Annotated in this window: 16 protein-coding genes and 4 tRNA genes; 4 read left to right on the top strand and 16 right to left on the bottom strand. The window is 40.5% G+C overall.

The genetic code is table 11. The annotated features are described in order from the left end of the window. Positions 1–153: 153 nt before the first annotated feature. From DXB15_RS15265 to infC, 12 genes are all read right to left on the bottom strand, one after another. Complete coding sequence (locus DXB15_RS15265; protein ID WP_118703417.1) at positions 154–2,406, bottom strand: hypothetical protein; 2,253 nt, start codon at positions 2,404–2,406, stop codon at positions 154–156. Continuing rightward, on the bottom strand, positions 2,394–3,125 hold the full coding sequence (locus DXB15_RS15260; RefSeq protein WP_109216903.1) for an ABC transporter ATP-binding protein: 732 nt from the start codon (positions 3,123–3,125) through the stop codon (positions 2,394–2,396). Before DXB15_RS15260 ends, DXB15_RS15265 begins: the two co-directional genes overlap by 13 nt. A gap of 3 nt (positions 3,126–3,128) precedes the next feature. After that, on the bottom strand, positions 3,129–4,577 hold the full coding sequence (locus DXB15_RS15255; RefSeq protein WP_118703416.1) for a hypothetical protein: 1,449 nt from the start codon (positions 4,575–4,577) through the stop codon (positions 3,129–3,131). 125 nt (positions 4,578–4,702) lie between these two features. After that, positions 4,703–5,998, bottom strand: coding sequence for a HAMP domain-containing sensor histidine kinase (locus tag DXB15_RS15250; protein ID WP_118703415.1), 1,296 nt, complete (start codon positions 5,996–5,998; stop codon positions 4,703–4,705). Continuing rightward, positions 5,983–6,666, bottom strand: coding sequence for a response regulator transcription factor (locus DXB15_RS15245; RefSeq protein ID WP_118703414.1), 684 nt, complete (start codon positions 6,664–6,666; stop codon positions 5,983–5,985). Before DXB15_RS15245 ends, DXB15_RS15250 begins: the two co-directional genes overlap by 16 nt. A 219-nt stretch (positions 6,667–6,885) precedes the next feature. Next, positions 6,886–6,957: transfer RNA gene (locus tag DXB15_RS15240), tRNA-Glu, on the bottom strand. 29 nt (positions 6,958–6,986) lie between these two features. After that, a tRNA-Glu gene (locus DXB15_RS15235) sits at positions 6,987–7,058 on the bottom strand. A 29-nt stretch (positions 7,059–7,087) separates the two neighbouring features. Beyond that, positions 7,088–7,159 (bottom strand) — tRNA-Glu (locus DXB15_RS15230). A gap of 29 nt (positions 7,160–7,188) precedes the next feature. Then, positions 7,189–7,260: transfer RNA gene (locus DXB15_RS15225), tRNA-Glu, on the bottom strand. 210 nt (positions 7,261–7,470) lie between these two features. After that, a complete protein-coding gene (gene rplT / locus DXB15_RS15220; protein ID WP_109217041.1) occupies positions 7,471–7,827 on the bottom strand; it encodes a 50S ribosomal protein L20 in 357 nt (118 codons plus the stop codon). A 26-nt stretch (positions 7,828–7,853) separates the two neighbouring features. Beyond that, positions 7,854–8,051 (bottom strand): 50S ribosomal protein L35, encoded by a 198-nt coding sequence (gene rpmI, locus DXB15_RS15215; protein ID WP_021739127.1) that lies wholly within the window; start codon positions 8,049–8,051, stop codon positions 7,854–7,856. 30 nt (positions 8,052–8,081) lie between these two features. Beyond that, positions 8,082–8,576 (bottom strand): translation initiation factor IF-3, encoded by a 495-nt coding sequence (gene infC, locus DXB15_RS15210; RefSeq protein WP_021739128.1) that lies wholly within the window; start codon positions 8,574–8,576, stop codon positions 8,082–8,084. A 515-nt stretch (positions 8,577–9,091) separates the two neighbouring features. On the opposite strand from infC, the gene DXB15_RS15205 reads away from it, so the two are divergent. Next, the gene (locus tag DXB15_RS15205) at positions 9,092–9,460 is read left to right on the top strand and encodes a SufE family protein (protein WP_256385927.1); all 369 of its coding nucleotides are present in this window, start codon (positions 9,092–9,094) and stop codon (positions 9,458–9,460) included. Here DXB15_RS15205 and DXB15_RS15200 read toward each other — a convergent pair. From DXB15_RS15200 to DXB15_RS15185, 4 genes are all read right to left on the bottom strand, one after another. Continuing rightward, a complete protein-coding gene (locus DXB15_RS15200) occupies positions 9,433–10,392 on the bottom strand; it encodes a calcium/sodium antiporter (protein WP_118703412.1) in 960 nt (319 codons plus the stop codon). The genes DXB15_RS15205 and DXB15_RS15200 overlap by 28 nt on opposite strands. A gap of 115 nt (positions 10,393–10,507) precedes the next feature. After that, entirely contained in the window at positions 10,508–11,089 is a 582-nt protein-coding gene (locus tag DXB15_RS15195; RefSeq protein ID WP_109216954.1) for a manganese efflux pump MntP, read from the bottom strand. Between the two features lie 248 nt (positions 11,090–11,337). Next, entirely contained in the window at positions 11,338–12,531 is a 1,194-nt protein-coding gene (locus tag DXB15_RS15190) for a sensor histidine kinase (RefSeq protein WP_118703411.1), read from the bottom strand. Beyond that, positions 12,531–13,166 (bottom strand): response regulator transcription factor, encoded by a 636-nt coding sequence (locus DXB15_RS15185; RefSeq protein WP_242979931.1) that lies wholly within the window; start codon positions 13,164–13,166, stop codon positions 12,531–12,533. Before DXB15_RS15185 ends, DXB15_RS15190 begins: the two co-directional genes overlap by 1 nt. A 143-nt stretch (positions 13,167–13,309) precedes the next feature. Here DXB15_RS15185 and DXB15_RS15180 point away from each other — a divergent pair, with 143 nt between their 5' ends. From DXB15_RS15180 to DXB15_RS15170, 3 genes are read left to right on the top strand one after another with little or no spacing between them, the layout of a single operon-like run. Continuing rightward, positions 13,310–13,450: a CD1871A family CXXC motif-containing protein gene (locus DXB15_RS15180; protein ID WP_109216957.1), complete on the top strand. Its 141-nt coding sequence runs from the start codon at positions 13,310–13,312 to the stop codon at positions 13,448–13,450. Further along, positions 13,434–14,345, top strand: a complete 912-nt coding sequence (locus DXB15_RS15175) for a 4Fe-4S binding protein (RefSeq protein ID WP_118703410.1) — start codon at positions 13,434–13,436, stop codon at positions 14,343–14,345. Before DXB15_RS15180 ends, DXB15_RS15175 begins: the two co-directional genes overlap by 17 nt. Positions 14,346–14,404: 59 nt before the next feature. Then, the gene (locus DXB15_RS15170; protein ID WP_109216959.1) at positions 14,405–15,313 is read left to right on the top strand and encodes a TlpA disulfide reductase family protein; all 909 of its coding nucleotides are present in this window, start codon (positions 14,405–14,407) and stop codon (positions 15,311–15,313) included. Positions 15,314–15,416: the final 103 nt, after the last annotated feature.

The following is a 15,416-nucleotide window of genomic DNA, read 5'->3' as shown; positions in this document are numbered from 1 at the left end:
ATATGCGCATGCTCTGATTATTAAAATTATAATAATATTTTTTCGTAAATAAAACGCCTGTCAATGGGTACCTCTAACTACCCACGCAGGCGTTTTTCAACGATATAAATTTCTATCGTTATCAAACAATCGCACAGATCATTTCCATATGGTCTAATAAACCGAACCCCATCCCGCAAACTCAAATCCAAGTAGTTTCAAAACAATCGGCACAACCAAAATCAGTATTGCAAAGAACATCGTCTGAATATAATTTTTTCTCCAATACGAAATCAACAAAACCACAATCACAACTGCGATCATTGACGCCATTTGGGTCAAAAGCAATAACAATACGAAAAACCATACCGGAATTGCCAGCGGAAACTCCTGATAACATGGTATATCCGTAATCGCTGCTGTCAATTCATGCAACGGATAAACTGACGAAATATTCACAAACCGACATATCATTGGAAGCACTGACATAATCATTGCCGCCATCATGCAAACCACCATTTTTCTAACAATACTTTTCTTTCTTCCCTGTTTCGTTGCACACAACAAATACCATGAACCACTCTGGTATTCCATTGCCATCACATTTCCAAATGCGATCACCATACACAGTGAAAGCAGCAACAGATCAATCAGATAATCGTCATTCATTCTTCCAAAGAAATACAGATAACCTGTGTCATAGATAAACTCACCACCGTCTTCCTGTATGTTCTCATACTGCTGCATCACCCGTTGAAATGAAGGATAGAAAAATGTTATCCCATACCAGTCTGCCTTCAACTGCTCTCCCATGCTTTCATCAATCTCACCGTCCGAAACCATCCCATCAATTTTCTCAATTTCAGAAAACGCCTGCGTATACCGCTCCTGTTCCGATAAAATCAGCGCTTCTTTCTGCTCCGTCAGTCCCCCTTCTAACTGCATCATCAGATTCTGATAATACTGTTCCTGCACGGATGGACTATATTTCTGATTCAAAACGCGACCACCGATCGCAAAACTAAATAACAAAAGAATCACAAGTGCCCGATTCATAATCATTATTTTATAACTCTCATAACGGAGTAATGATGCATGCGTGTAAAACGGTCTTTGCTGTTTTGACTGTCTCTTGCTCAACTCAAAATTTGTTCCATGCAGAAAAAGCAAAATCAAAGCAGCAATTCCAAACACAGCAAGCATAATGATCACACTCCATGAAACCAGTAATCGTGAAACCGGATATCCGCCAATATCGAAATTCAAATAGCTTCCATACAGATTTTCTGTTTTCATAAGCCCGATCAGATTGATATATTTAAACAGCGAACCTTTTCCAACCGCCGGAATCAGCAGATACAATAAGTAACTGCAGCCATAGAACAGCATCCCTGCCAGATAAGGCAAAAACATTTGATCCGTCAGGATACAAAGCGCCGTAAGAATCGCTCCCATGCCAAAAAGCACTGTACTCTTTGTCAAAACCGAACCTGCAATATACCCTAAAACGCTGATATTCAGATTGCTTTCCATATAAGCATCTATCGATTGAATACTTGCTGTCACATCTTCAAAGCCAATCGTAACTTCCGAAAAAATCAAATTGCAGCCATAAAGCAACGCCGCAATTGCTATACAATGAATCAGCAACGCTGTCAGCTTGGCACAAATACTCTGAAACTGCCCTCTTTTCGTACTTCGTGTAATATAAAAAAGCTTTTTCTCTTTTTCTTCAAAAATCAAATTCCCGGCAAACAGAAATACCGACAGAATCAGAAATAGATCCGTCCATATATTTTCCATGGAAACCGAAAGTGCTTTTGACGGCATCCATCGAATATTTTGATCCGACAATGCCGCATAATCCTCTGCACTTTTTTCAATGTTTCTTGTGGAAAAATTATTTTTATCCTGATTACCAAAGATCGAAATACCACTTAAACTTGCCTTATTTCCCTGCACAGACTGCAAATATTCCTCATAACCTGCCGCTTTCTGCTGTTCATTATAAAGTTCATCAATAAGATTCTTTTCCTGCCAGATAGAATCCGTAAAATGCAAATAGCTGCCCGCTTGATATGTTTTATAATACTTTTCAAAAACTCCCGGATTCGCAGTCATCTCCTGTTCGGCAAGCGCCTTTCCGCTTTCTCCCTGCATTTTCTGCATATCCAAGACATTCTGAACTAAGCAGACACCATCCATCGTCTCTTTCAGATTGGAAATATAATCCCCTTTTTCGATTTCAGACATTTCCGCTATCTCATTTTGAAAAGACTTATAAGCAGAAAGCGGCACATTTTCACCATTCGAACAATTGACATACCACAAAAGAAACAGGTTTAAAATCAGCAACACACAAACGGACAATGCTAAACTTCGCTTACGCCATATTTTTGCAAGTTCATAATAAATCAGTCTGCACATGAGGTATCCTCCTCAAAAATTCGCATATACAATTCTTCCAGACCATTTACCCTGCCATATTTGCCGCAAAGGTGCTCCACCGTATCCTGATCTATGATTTTTCCAGACTTGATCAGTATGATTTCCTTTGCAATTGGTTCTATATCAGAGACAACGTGCGTGGATACCAAAATCACTTTATCTCCAGCAAGCGCTGCGATTCGTTCTCTGATCCGCACCCGCTCCTTGGGGTCAAGTCCTGCCGTCGGTTCATCCAACACAATAAGCTTCGGATCCCCTAATATGGCCTGCGCGATCAAAATACGCTGTTTCATGCCACCGGAATAAGTACCGATCGGACGGTTTGCAGCTTCCGTCATATTCACATAGGACAATACCCGCGCAATTTCTTCGGGCATTTCCTTTTTTGAAATGCCTTTTAATGTCGCCATATAAGCTAAAAATCGTTTTCCGGTGAAAGCATCATACAGCCCCTGCTGCTGCGGTGCATAACCAATAATACTTCGATACTGCGCACCAAGACTTTTGATCTCTTTTCCATCCCAAAGTACCTGCCCACCATCCGGCTTCAGATTTCCCGTAACAATATTCATCAACGTAGATTTTCCCGCTCCGTTTGGACCAAGCAGCCCATAAATACCGGGAGCAAGCTCCAGCGACACATCATCCAGCGCCAGCTTCTCTTTGTATTTTTTTGTTATATTCGTAAGACAAAGCATACACTAACACCCCTTTCCAACCATCAGGATCGGCTCATACTTTGCATTTCCTGCATACAAATCTGACTTATCGATCAGTGCATATTTGTATTGCGTAATATCATAGGAATTATCGCCCAGTGGCGTGTATTCATAATCATAAATCACCAAAATCTGCGAACCCACCTCTGCCTTAAACTCCAGATTCCAGCCAAGTGCCTGATTTACAAGGGAAGAATGCTGCACTTCGCCGGTATCTGTGTTTACGAAATAATAAGTACGGTCATTTTCGTCATTCCAGGTATCGCAGCACAAAACATGGGCAAACGTACTCATAATGTAATTCTGCGCCAGCGTACATAGTACCTTTTCTTCCTTTGTCGTCAGATTAATAGTTTTTATCTCTCCAGTCTCAGAATTTGACACGTAAAGTGTTCCATCCATAACCGCGATACTATGTAATGTCGCATTGTCCATCCGATATTTTTCATCCAGCGTTTTTGTATTCAAATCTAGAGTAGCCACAACCTCACTGGAATTTTTATACATATTGTTCCAGTCATCATCACTTTTAGTGTAATCATCCGTTGTAAGCGCCTTTCCATAATCTGTTCCAGATAATACCAAGGCATTATCCATGCAACCAATCATTTTCCAGTTGATACCATCCTCATAATTCAGTGAACAGATATCCTCCGCTTTTTGTGTGCTTTTGTTCCAAAACACAAGTTTTCTGTCGGTTGACGTTGTGACGCTGTTATTCCCTTCTCCCATCGTATTGGATAACTTTTTCGTCACAAAATAAAGTCCGGACTCATCTCCAAGTACAACATCTTCTACGGTCAGTCCGGCATCAAACGTAAACACTTTCTGCCGATTGGTACCGTCAAGATTCATTTCATACAACACTGCCTTTGCAGCTTCCGTCTCAACTGCGGCATCATCGGAACTAACCACCAAATCCTGCGTCACGGAACCTTCGTTATCACTTTCCTTGCTCAGCACATACAATTTATGCCCATAAACAAAAATACCACTTGCATAAAGTGGAAATTCATTCATCAGAAACACCGACGGACAATCCGCCGTATTGTGCTTACATCCCGCATTACTGCACAAATACACCTCCTGTTTGGTTGCAAAATCCATATACATCAGGTGTGTTCCCCACGTACCGTCTTCCAGTTCTGTGGCATCCTTCGTCAAATAATAATAGCCGTCCTTCGTGTAACAATTCGCCAAATGATCCGAATCATTCAAAATCTGCAAACCTTCTACTGCCTGCCCTTTTGATGATTGTTCTTGGGTCGACTGCTTTTTCATTATTCCTCTAGCCACTGCCTGTTCTTCCGATACAGAACTGCCACTACTTTCTTTTCCTGTATTTTCTCCCAGTGTTTGAACACCATTTCCACAGGCACATAATGAACCACCCAAAACAAGTGACATCAGCACCGCAAATATTTTCTTCATAAAAAAGGACCTCCTTGCATTTATTGCCTTACAGCTTACAAGGAGACCTTATCATACAAAAGTCAAAAATCAGTCAAACTTCTTATGTCCATTTTTATGTAATCCTTCTTCTCATTGTGTCTACTTTATAAAGTATCGTTTACCGAAAATGTTACGTTCACGACCGCATGATGTCCCACATCATTTCTTATTTCCAGACAGCCACCGTGTTTTTTACACAGGATTCTGCTGATCGCCAGTCCCATTCCCAGATGTCCATCCTCCGAAGGCTTTGCAAGAAGCAGTTTTTTCTGCCTTGTCAGCACTTCCTCCGAAAATCCATTTCCGTCATCGATAATCGTAAATGACAATAATTGATTCTCTAACGACACCTCTATCCGTACACGTTCTTTTGCATAGCGAAGCGCATTGCCGAAAACATTTTCCAACACGCGATACAAAATAGACGGATCCACCCAGATTTCTATATTTTCCAATACAATGTCCATTGTAAGACGAATCTTACGTTTCTGCGCCATGATCTGCAGATCCTCTTCCATGTCAGAAACAAAATCCGACGCTTTCACCTTCTGTCGATTGACTTCCATGTCCTCCATCTGGTTCAGCGTACGAACTGACTCTGTATAATGCTCCAGTCGTCGGGCAGCCAGATTTAAGTTCTCCGCAATTTTCAAAACTCTTTGATTATTCAGCTTTCCTTTGGCAAGATTCATCTGCAGATATTCCGTATAGCCTTCGATCACCGCAATGGGATTTCTCAGATCATGCGCGATTGATGCCTGTAACAGTCTTCGTTCCTCAAGCAGATTCCACATTTCCCGATAATTTTCACGCAATGTCTGCCGCATTTGTTCAAAGGAACCACACAGTATTCCCATTTCATCCTCATTTTCATATTGTAAATGAAAATCCAGATCCCGGTCAGAAATCTGTTTTGTAGCATCAGACAATAAATTCAGCGGAACAGAAAGTTTCTTCCTATAAAAATGGAATCCACACAACAAAATTCCAACAATCGAAAACAATAATGGAAACACGATCATGACCGCACCACAAAAACGATATGCCAGTTTTCTCTTTGGTGTTAAAGAATCCACACTGTTCTCAATCCGTTGGATTGTATACTTTGTTTGCTTTGATGCCGCAGCCGTTCCATCTTCTGACATTAGAACCGGAAGCTCTGCGCCTTCTTCGCCAACTTTGACCCGCATAGAATAAGATACATTTGTTCCGTCCGCATAGGTTTCATCCACTGTCAAAAACACATTGTTCGACTCTGGCAGCAAATATTTTCGAAAAGTCATACATCCAAAAATAGTCGCGGCTGACAACAATACAATAATTGCAAGCGTGATCAATACGCTAAAGACCAGATATTTACGCAAGGGTAATTTTTTGATTTTCTTTACTGACGTTTCCATTTGTAGCCCACTCCCCAGATTGTCTCTATGTAATCCTGTCCTGTTGCTTCATTTAATTTTGCACGTATTTTCCGCACATGTTCCTTCACCACATTGCTGTCGCCCTCTGCGTCATATCCCCATACCGCTTCATAAATACGCTCTCTGTCAAACACCTGATTAGCATTTGTGATCAGGAACTCGATCAGGTCAAATTCCCGTCTGGAAAATGGAATCTGTTTGTCGTGATAATACACGGATCGCTCCGTTAAATTAACAATCAGGTCATTGGATGTCAAAACAACCGTGTTGGATTTATGTTTATTCCGTTCATCGCGCCGCAAATGGGCTGCAATACGTGCTGTCAGTTCATTCAAGCTAAACGGTTTTGTAATATAATCATCGCCGCCATATTGCAATCCATTGATTTTATCCTGTTCGGTAATCCGTGCCGTGACAAAAAGAATCGGACAATCCACATGATTTCGGATATTCCGACACAACTCCAAACCGTCCATGTCCGGCATATTAATATCCAAAATGATTAAATCTGGATTCTTTTGTAGTAATTCTATTGCTTCCCTGCTGTCATTTGCTGTGATTGTCTCATAATCGCAATCCCGTAAATGATCCGAAAGTAATTCCGTCATCATTTTTTCATCATCCACAATCAATATTTTATAAGCCATTGATGCTCCTCCCGTAGTTTCTTATCTGAATTAGTATAATCTATAAATGTCAAAAAATCGTCAACGCTCAATCCCTTTATAACAAATTTATGCTCCTCTCACAATGCCGATTGAATAATACACCCAAACCAGATTTTTATTTATAACTAAAAAAATACTGCAAGCAACATCTGTTACCTGCAGTATCTTTCGGGTTGGGCTGTTTTATAAAAAACAGAGCAGTTCGTAGGGGAATCGAACCCCTGTTTTCGCCGTGAGAGGGCGACGTCTTAACCGCTTGACCAACGAACCATACCTTATTTACTTTTTGAAAATCTAAACAGTTCGTAGGGGAATCGAACCCCTGTTTTCGCCGTGAGAGGGCGACGTCTTAACCGCTTGACCAACGAACCATCCCTTATTTACTTTTTGAAAATCTAAACAGTTCGTAGGGGAATCGAACCCCTGTTTTCGCCGTGAGAGGGCGACGTCTTACCCGCTTGACCAACGAACCATCCCTTATTTACTTTTTGAAAATCTAAACAGTTCGTAGGGGAATCGAACCCCTGTTTTCGCCGTGAGAGGGCGACGTCTTAACCGCTTGACCAACGAACCACAACAATCGGTATTATACAGAAACAATCGTTTGCTGTCAACACTTTTTTCAAATTTTCCTGATTTTTTATATAATTCTGTCAAATATACACAATTACACGTTAAAATCATATGGATTCATTCTATTTCCGGCTGTAAAATCATGTAGTATGATTCCACAACCAGAAAACAAATGATATCATCCGATCAAATATAAAATATATCTGATAATTAAGCTAATTTAGCTTTTGCAGCTTCTACTAATGCAGCAAATCCTTCTGCATCGTTTACAGCCATCTCAGCCAGCATTTTTCTGTTGATCTCGATGTCAGCCAGTTTTAAGCCGTACATGAATTTGCTGTAAGATAAACCATTCAGTCTAGCTGCAGCGTTGATACGAGCGATCCAGAGCTGTCTGAACTGTCTCTTTTTCTGTTTTCTTCCTGCATAAGCACTTGTAAGAGCACGCATTACAGACTGTTTTGCAACTCTGTACTGTTTGGATCTTGCTCCTCTGTAACCTTTAGCCAGTTTTAATGTTCTATTATGTCTTTTTTTTGCGTTTAATCCGCCTTTTACTCTTGCCATTTACGTCATCCTCCTAATCTTCTATCTTACAGATACGGTAAGATTTTCTTCATGTTCTTAACATTAGTAGCATCTGTGATAGTTGCTTTTCTAAGATTTCTTTTTCTCTTAGCGCTTTTCTTTGTTAAGATGTGACTCTTATAAGCTTTATTTCTTTTTAACTGTCCTGTTCCTGTTTTTTTGAAACGTTTTGCTGCTGCTCTGCTGGTTTTCATTTTTGGCATAATGAAATTCCTCCTTGATAAATAGTCTAATTAACGTTTTTCGGCCAGCACCATTGTCATGCTGCGGCCTTCCATCTTCGGTGCCTTCTCCACTGTCGCTATTTCAGAAAGCGCCTCAGCAAAATCATCCAAGATGTGTTTGCTGTTCTGAACATGAGCCATCTCACGTCCACGGAAACGCAGGGATACTTTCACCTTATCACCTTTTGTGATAAACTTTCTGGCTGCGTTTATTTTGGTGTTTAAATCATTGGATTCAATATTCGGTGACAAACGCACTTCCTTGATCTCCACAGTTTTCTGCTTCTTGCGAGCTTCTTTCTCTTTGCGCGCCATTTCATAACGGTATTTTCCGTAATCAATAATCTTGCAAACAGGCGGTTTAGCAGTCGGAGCGATTTTTACTAAATCAAGCTCTGCTTCCTGCGCCAGTTTGAACGCTTCTCTTGCAGACATGATACCAAGCTGAGTACCATCTGCACCAATTACACGAACTTCTCTGTCTCTGATCTGTTCATTAATCATTAAATCGCTAATGGTTTTGCACCTCCATAAAAAAAGTGGATAGGCAGACTATCCACAATCAAATCAAAAGTATTTGAATAATAACCGCCGGTCGCTCATTCGCGCCGAGGTGAGAGTGGATACTCTACTTTGTCTTCAACAACTCTGATACTATATCATACTTTTTTTTCAACGTCAACTGGTTTTTTCAATATTTTTTATCCGTTTTTACAGATAAATTTATGACCGTTCACATGCGCTGTTTCAAAAGTAAAATATAGTATAAATTTGGTTTCCGTATTCCTTCTTGCATAGATTTTACTTTTTCATTATACTACTTTTGAAATAATTTTCCACCTATATCTTCGGATATTTCACGGGAGTTTGACACATTGAAATGCAAAAAAGTACCGCAAAGCCTTGAAATAGGCTTATTTTTTGTCAAATTTTTATTCTTATCATATAGTAATATTTAGTGATATGTTGTATAATAGTGACAGAGGTGATTATTGTGCGTATAACAACATCAAAATGAAATCGATGACTGGATGATGCAGTACAGCTGTCTGCTGGAACTGACCGCAGAAATGGAACCATTATCCGCCAAAGAAAAAAATGAACAAAATAAAATCTCCGGCTGCCAGGCAGATCTGTGGATCGTACTTTCTTTTTCAAACGATCTGATTCATGTACGTGCCGACAGTGATTCTCTAGTCGTAAAGGGAATTGTAGCTGTCATTGTTGCCCTTTTTGACAAACGTACCCCGCAGGAAATCTGCGGGGCACATATTGATTTTCTTGAAAAGACTCCATTAAAAGAGCAGATCTCTACAGACCGTTTTCACGGTATGCAGACCGTTATCAAAAAGATTCAGGATTACAGCACTTCTCTCACACAGATGTAAACCATGTATGCCGCATAAATGGCAAGCATGCTTACACCGCCTGCACGGGTCAGAAGCTGCTTTTTCCACACAAGAATCATAATGTAGAGACTGACTGCTACTAAAATGACAATATCAATCAAATTGTTCATATTGACAGCAATCGGGCTGATGGCAGAAGCCAGACCACCTACCAGCAGAATATTGAAAATATTGGAACCAATGACATTTCCAAGCGCCATACCCGCCTGATTTTTTCTAGCTGCTACCACGGAGGTTACCAGCTCCGGTAAAGATGTTCCAATGGAACAGATAGTCAGCCCGATCAATGTCTCACTTAATCCAAATCCGCGGGCAATCGTTTCTGAGCAATTAACAACCATCTGACCTCCAATTACAATAGCAACCAGGCCGCCACCGATAAACACCAGACATTTCCAGATTGGCAGGTCCTTGATTTCTTCTGCTTCAACATCTTCTCCGGCCTGCATGGACTTCTTTGCAGAACGAACCATCCAGTACAGAAACAAGGCAAAAATCACAACCAGAATAATTCCATCCATATGTCCGACCATCATTCCTGCCAGTCCCATCACGCCAATAATCACTGCTACCAGTACAGAAAATGGGAATTCTTTCTTTAATGTCTCTTTCTTGATCACCAATGGCTGGAACAATGCACAGACACCACAAACCACAAGCAAGTTAAAAATATTGGAACCAATTACGTTACTGATAGCCATTCCGTTAATGCCCCGTAATGACGCTGAAATACTTACCGCACATTCCGGTGCACTGGTTCCCATCGCCACGATCGTCATTCCGATGATAAATACCGGAATATTAAACTTTTTTGCTACGGAGCCACTTCCTTCTACAAAGAAATCTGCCCCTTTAACCAGCAGTACAAATCCAATAATCACACCTATAATTGCCAAAATCATACTTTTCATCCTTTCTCAATACCATATTTTTTCTTTATTCACGAATATCACGCATTCCTGCTGCAAATTCATAAATACCCCGGCATTCTTGCTGCGAGATGCATGACATATTCTTCTGCTATTTCTATCCGAAAATTTCAAGATGTTCGATTAAAATTTTCACACCGATTCCAATCAGGATAATACCGCCCAGAATCGTTGCCTTATCCTTAAATTTGCTTCCAAATACATTTCCAATCAGCACACCTGCAATTGAAAAACAGAAAGTAATGCATCCGATGATTGTTACCGATGTGATCAGTCTCACCTGCAGAAAAGCAAATGTAATACCGATTGCCAGTGCATCGATACTTGTGGCAATTGCCAGCAGGAAAATTTCTCTCAGATTGATTCGCAGGCTGTCATCCGGACAGACTTCTTCATTTTCTCCTTTTTCTTTGATCACATCCAGAATCATTTTTCCACCGATCAGCACAAGCAGTATAAATGCGATCCAATGATCAATGGCTGTAATATAAGACTGAAACTGACTTCCAAGAAGCCATCCCAATGCCGGCATCAACGCCTGAAATCCTCCAAAAAATACTGCCAGCACAAACATATACTTTTTATCTACTTTTCGCATGCTCAAGCCTTTACAGACAGATACCGCAAAGGCATCCATGGAAAGACCGACACCGATCAGTGCCAGTTCCAAGTAACCCATAATTCAATTTCCTCCATAATGTATGATTTAACAGCTCGCATCAGGGAATATCATTGACAGGAACTTTGATGCAATTTTCTCTCAAGCGAAAAAAGAGACCCAGGCATGCCATAGGATCAAATAATAATCTTTATGACATACATGAGTCTCATTCATTAAGATTTGCCAGATTATCCTAAAAATGATAAACAGGTTGTTGACAAATCACACAATTCTTACTGTGCAAACTACTCCCTCACGAAGTTCTTTCAACTATATCGTAATGTCGGAGATTTGTCAATATTTGAATACATATGATGCATAAACTGTAATTCAAAAACTGTCCCTCCGGACGGATTGGATCTGACGGTAATACTGCCATCATGCACCCGCACAATTTCCCGGACCAACGCAAGTCCAAGCCCTACACCGCCAAGTTCCCGGCTTCTGGATTTATCTACGCGGAAAAACGGTTCAAACACACGCTCTTTAAGTTCCTCCGGGATTCCGCTCCCTGTATCCTCCACGGATAAATGAACATGGTTTTCCTCCTGGTATGCAGTTACTATTACCTGTCCATCAACATGATTATATTTTATGGCATTCTCAACAAGATTGTATACCATCCTGTAAATAAGAATATCACTTCCCCGCATCGTTATATTTTTACAGTTTTCAACCAGTGTTATATTCTTTTCCTGTGCAAGCGGTTCTAAATCTGCCAATACCTCATCAACAAGAGCATCCACTGCAATTACTTCATCCCGTCCCACAGTCTGAAGTTCACTCATGTCGAGAAGCGTCTTTACCATTTTGTTGAGTCTGTCATTCTGTTCGGTAACCATTTTTATCGTTTGCATAGTATCTGCATCATTCCCCGGATGACGGGCTGCATTATATAGATCAAGCTGTACCTGTATCAGAGACAACGGCGTTCTGAGCTCGTGCGCTGCATTTGCAGTAAATTGCCTCTGTACCTCAAATGCATCCGAGAGGCGCGTAAGCATCCTGTTGTACGAAATACTAAGCTGGTTAAGTTCTTTCACTTTGTTTTCTTCTATCCGGGAATCTGCCAGATTCTGTGCCTCTACCTCCTCGATTTTATCAGAAAACTCGCGGATCGGTCTGAGTGCATGCCCGCTTATAAAATAAGTCACTACCCCACCCATAAGCGCCAGTACGGCTGAGATTATAAAACTGTTTCTTTTATAGTCAGCCTTATTACTGTACACCTGCAAAGAAAAGTCATTTGCAAACTCATCCCACTTATCCTCAGGAATGCTGATATATATTTCATCCGAATCATTTTCATTATCATCTTCCCGGGCATCAACAGTCTCTTGCAGGGAGTCGATATAATACACACCATTTTTATAAACAAACATTGTCAGACAGCCACATATGACTGCAATATATAATGTAATGATACAGGTCAGTCTCCACTGCAGCGACATTTTTTTCATCATTCAAACTCCTCTCGTATTTTGTAACCTTCCCCCACTTTGTTCAAAATCGGGTCATATTCCAGCACAGCCTTAAGCTTTCTTCTAAGCGAAGACATATGCACCCGGATGGATCCACTAAAACTGTCTGCGGTTGCATCCCAGACATGCTCGATTAGTTCTTCCTGGCTTACTGGTCGACCCAGATTCAGAAGCAAATATTCCAAAATACCACTTTCTTTTCTTGTCAGAGAGACCGGTTGCCCTTTTGCATATGCCTCACGTTTTACCGTGTCGAACCTTATCTCGCCACTTTCCAGACATACATTCTTCTGCACAAATTTTCTTCTTGTCAGGCTTCTGATGCGTGCCTCAAGTTCCTGTAAGTGGAACGGTTTTTCCATGTAATCATTTGCTCCTGCATCCAGTCCTTCCACTTTATCTGCGATCTGTCCTCTTGCTGATAATATGAGAACCTTTGTCTCCTCATTTCTCTGTCTGAGTTCCTTTAGGATCTCCATCCCATCCATCCCGGGCAGATTCAGATCCAGAACGATCAGATCATAATTCTCCGCCAGAATACATTCAAAAGCATCTTCCCCATCATAGCAGGTATCCACTTCATACCCGGCAGCATACAGGCTTTTTGCAACCATATCACATATTTGTTTTTCATCTTCAACTATTAATAATCTCAAAATATTTTCACCTGTTTCTTAACAAAAATTTTACAACAGCTATTGTATAATATCAAAGTCAGCTGGTCAATAAATACAACGAACAAAGGAGCAAAAATATCTTGAAGAGCAAAAAAATAAGTCAGGCATTTGTGCTTATCGCAGGGATCACTATGGTGAGCTATGGTGCGATCCGCGGGGAAGCGGCTGTCGTGCTTGGAAAAGCAATAAAATTATGTCTGGAGTGTGTCGGAATTGGATAAGAAAAATAAGAAAAAGAAATCACGATCAAAAAAAACAGCCGGAATACGTGGATGGATACAGGCAGCCGCCACGCTGCTCACCAATATCCACATCCCCAATTTATTTAAAGGTAAAATATATCAGGGGAACGCAAAAGCAGTATGTGTACCGGGATTAAACTGTTATTCCTGTCCCGCTGCAACGGGAGCATGTCCGATCGGTGCCTTTCAGGCGGTCGTCGGATCATCCAGATTTAAATTTTCCTACTACATCACCGGTTTTTTTATTTTACTCGGTGTAACACTTGGAAGATTTATATGTGGTTTTTTGTGTCCCTTTGGATGGTTTCAGGATTTACTTCATAAAATCCCCGGGAAAAAGTTTTCAACAGCCCGATTGAAACCACTCAGATACCTGAAATACATCATCCTTATTGTTTTCGTTATCCTTCTGCCGATGCTTATAACGAACTCAATCGGAATGGGCGATCCGTTCTTCTGTAAATACATTTGTCCGCAAGGTGTTTTAGAAGGGGCTATCCCTCTTTCACTTGGAAACGCTGCGATACGATCTGCACTGGGAACTCTTTTTTCCTTTAAATGTCTTATTTTAATTACGGTTGTTGTGTTAAGTATTTTGTTTTACAGACCCTTCTGTAAATGGATCTGTCCTCTTGGCGCAATCTACTCATTATTTAATAAGATAAGCTTTCTCACGATCAAAGTTGAGGACAGCAAATGTGTCGGATGTAATCAATGTGTAACCGCATGTAAAATGGATGTGGATATATGTAAGACGCCAGACCATCCAGAATGCATACGATGCGGAGCCTGCATAAAGGCTTGTCCGAAAGATGCCATCCATTATCAGTTTATGGGAAAACCCTGTCAGAAAAAAAAGAGCAACAACCGGTAACTATTTATTCTTTGCAGAATTACTGCACATCATATAATTACGAAAAGGAGCAATTACTCATGAAAACAAAAAGATCTTTATTACTTATTTTTACACTCTGCGCAGCATTATCGCTTACTGCATGTAACGGAAAACAACCTGCAAACACGGAAAAACCGCAGGATACACAGACAGAATCCAGCGCAGCCTCTTCTGATGATTCCAGTTCTGAACTTGATGATTTATATCAGCAGGAAAACCAGCTTTTTGCAGATCATAAAGATGTATGGGATAAGGTATTTGGCATGATGAATAAAAGTACTGCTGACCCGAGTGGAAATTATGCCGATTATCTGGCAGGCACTGTGGAATCAAACAAAGACTCCTTCACAGAGGATGAACTGAAAATACTTAATGATGATATTGAAACAATCAGAGAAATTGAAGAAAAAATTACTGCAATCGAAAAGAAAAATGCTGCATCCGACAGTAACAGCCAGAAAAATAATTCCGACGATGTATCGCCTTTCAAAGATTTTTCCGCAAAGGATTTCGATGGCAATTCTGTTGACGAAAGCCTGTTTTCCAAAAATGCCGTAACTGTTGTTAATTTCTGGTTTACCGGATGCAAACCTTGTGTTGCAGAATTATCGAAACTGAATGAACTGAACGATGCCATCAAAGCATCTGGTGGTGAAGTAGTAGGAATCAACACAGAAACCTTCGATGGAAATGAAACTGCTATAAAAGAAGCTGCAGATATTCTGAAAAGCCAGGGTGCCAAATATCGCAATCTTTCCGTCGATTCTACTTCCGATGCAGGTAAATACGCCTCCAACATTATGGCATTTCCTACAACAATCCTGGTCGACAGAAATGGCAATATTGTAGGCGATCCTATGCTTGGTGGAATTGATAATCAGGAAAACTATGATGCTTTGATGAAACAGATTCAGTCTGTCATTGATGCAGACAGTGCGAATAAATAATCCTGTTCATTTTTGAAAGAAGCTGTCTCTCATACGAAAGACAGCTTCAGACTGTAGACAAACTTGGTGTTGGGTGTTATATCCAGCACCATTTTTCTTTTAA

The sequence above is a fragment of the Roseburia sp. OM02-15 genome (genome assembly GCF_003481835.1).
GTDB classification, from domain to species: domain Bacteria; phylum Bacillota; class Clostridia; order Lachnospirales; family Lachnospiraceae; genus Eubacterium_I; species Eubacterium_I ramulus_A.
Note: the sequence above shows the minus strand (reverse complement) of the source record. Positions and strands in the feature narration are given on the sequence as shown.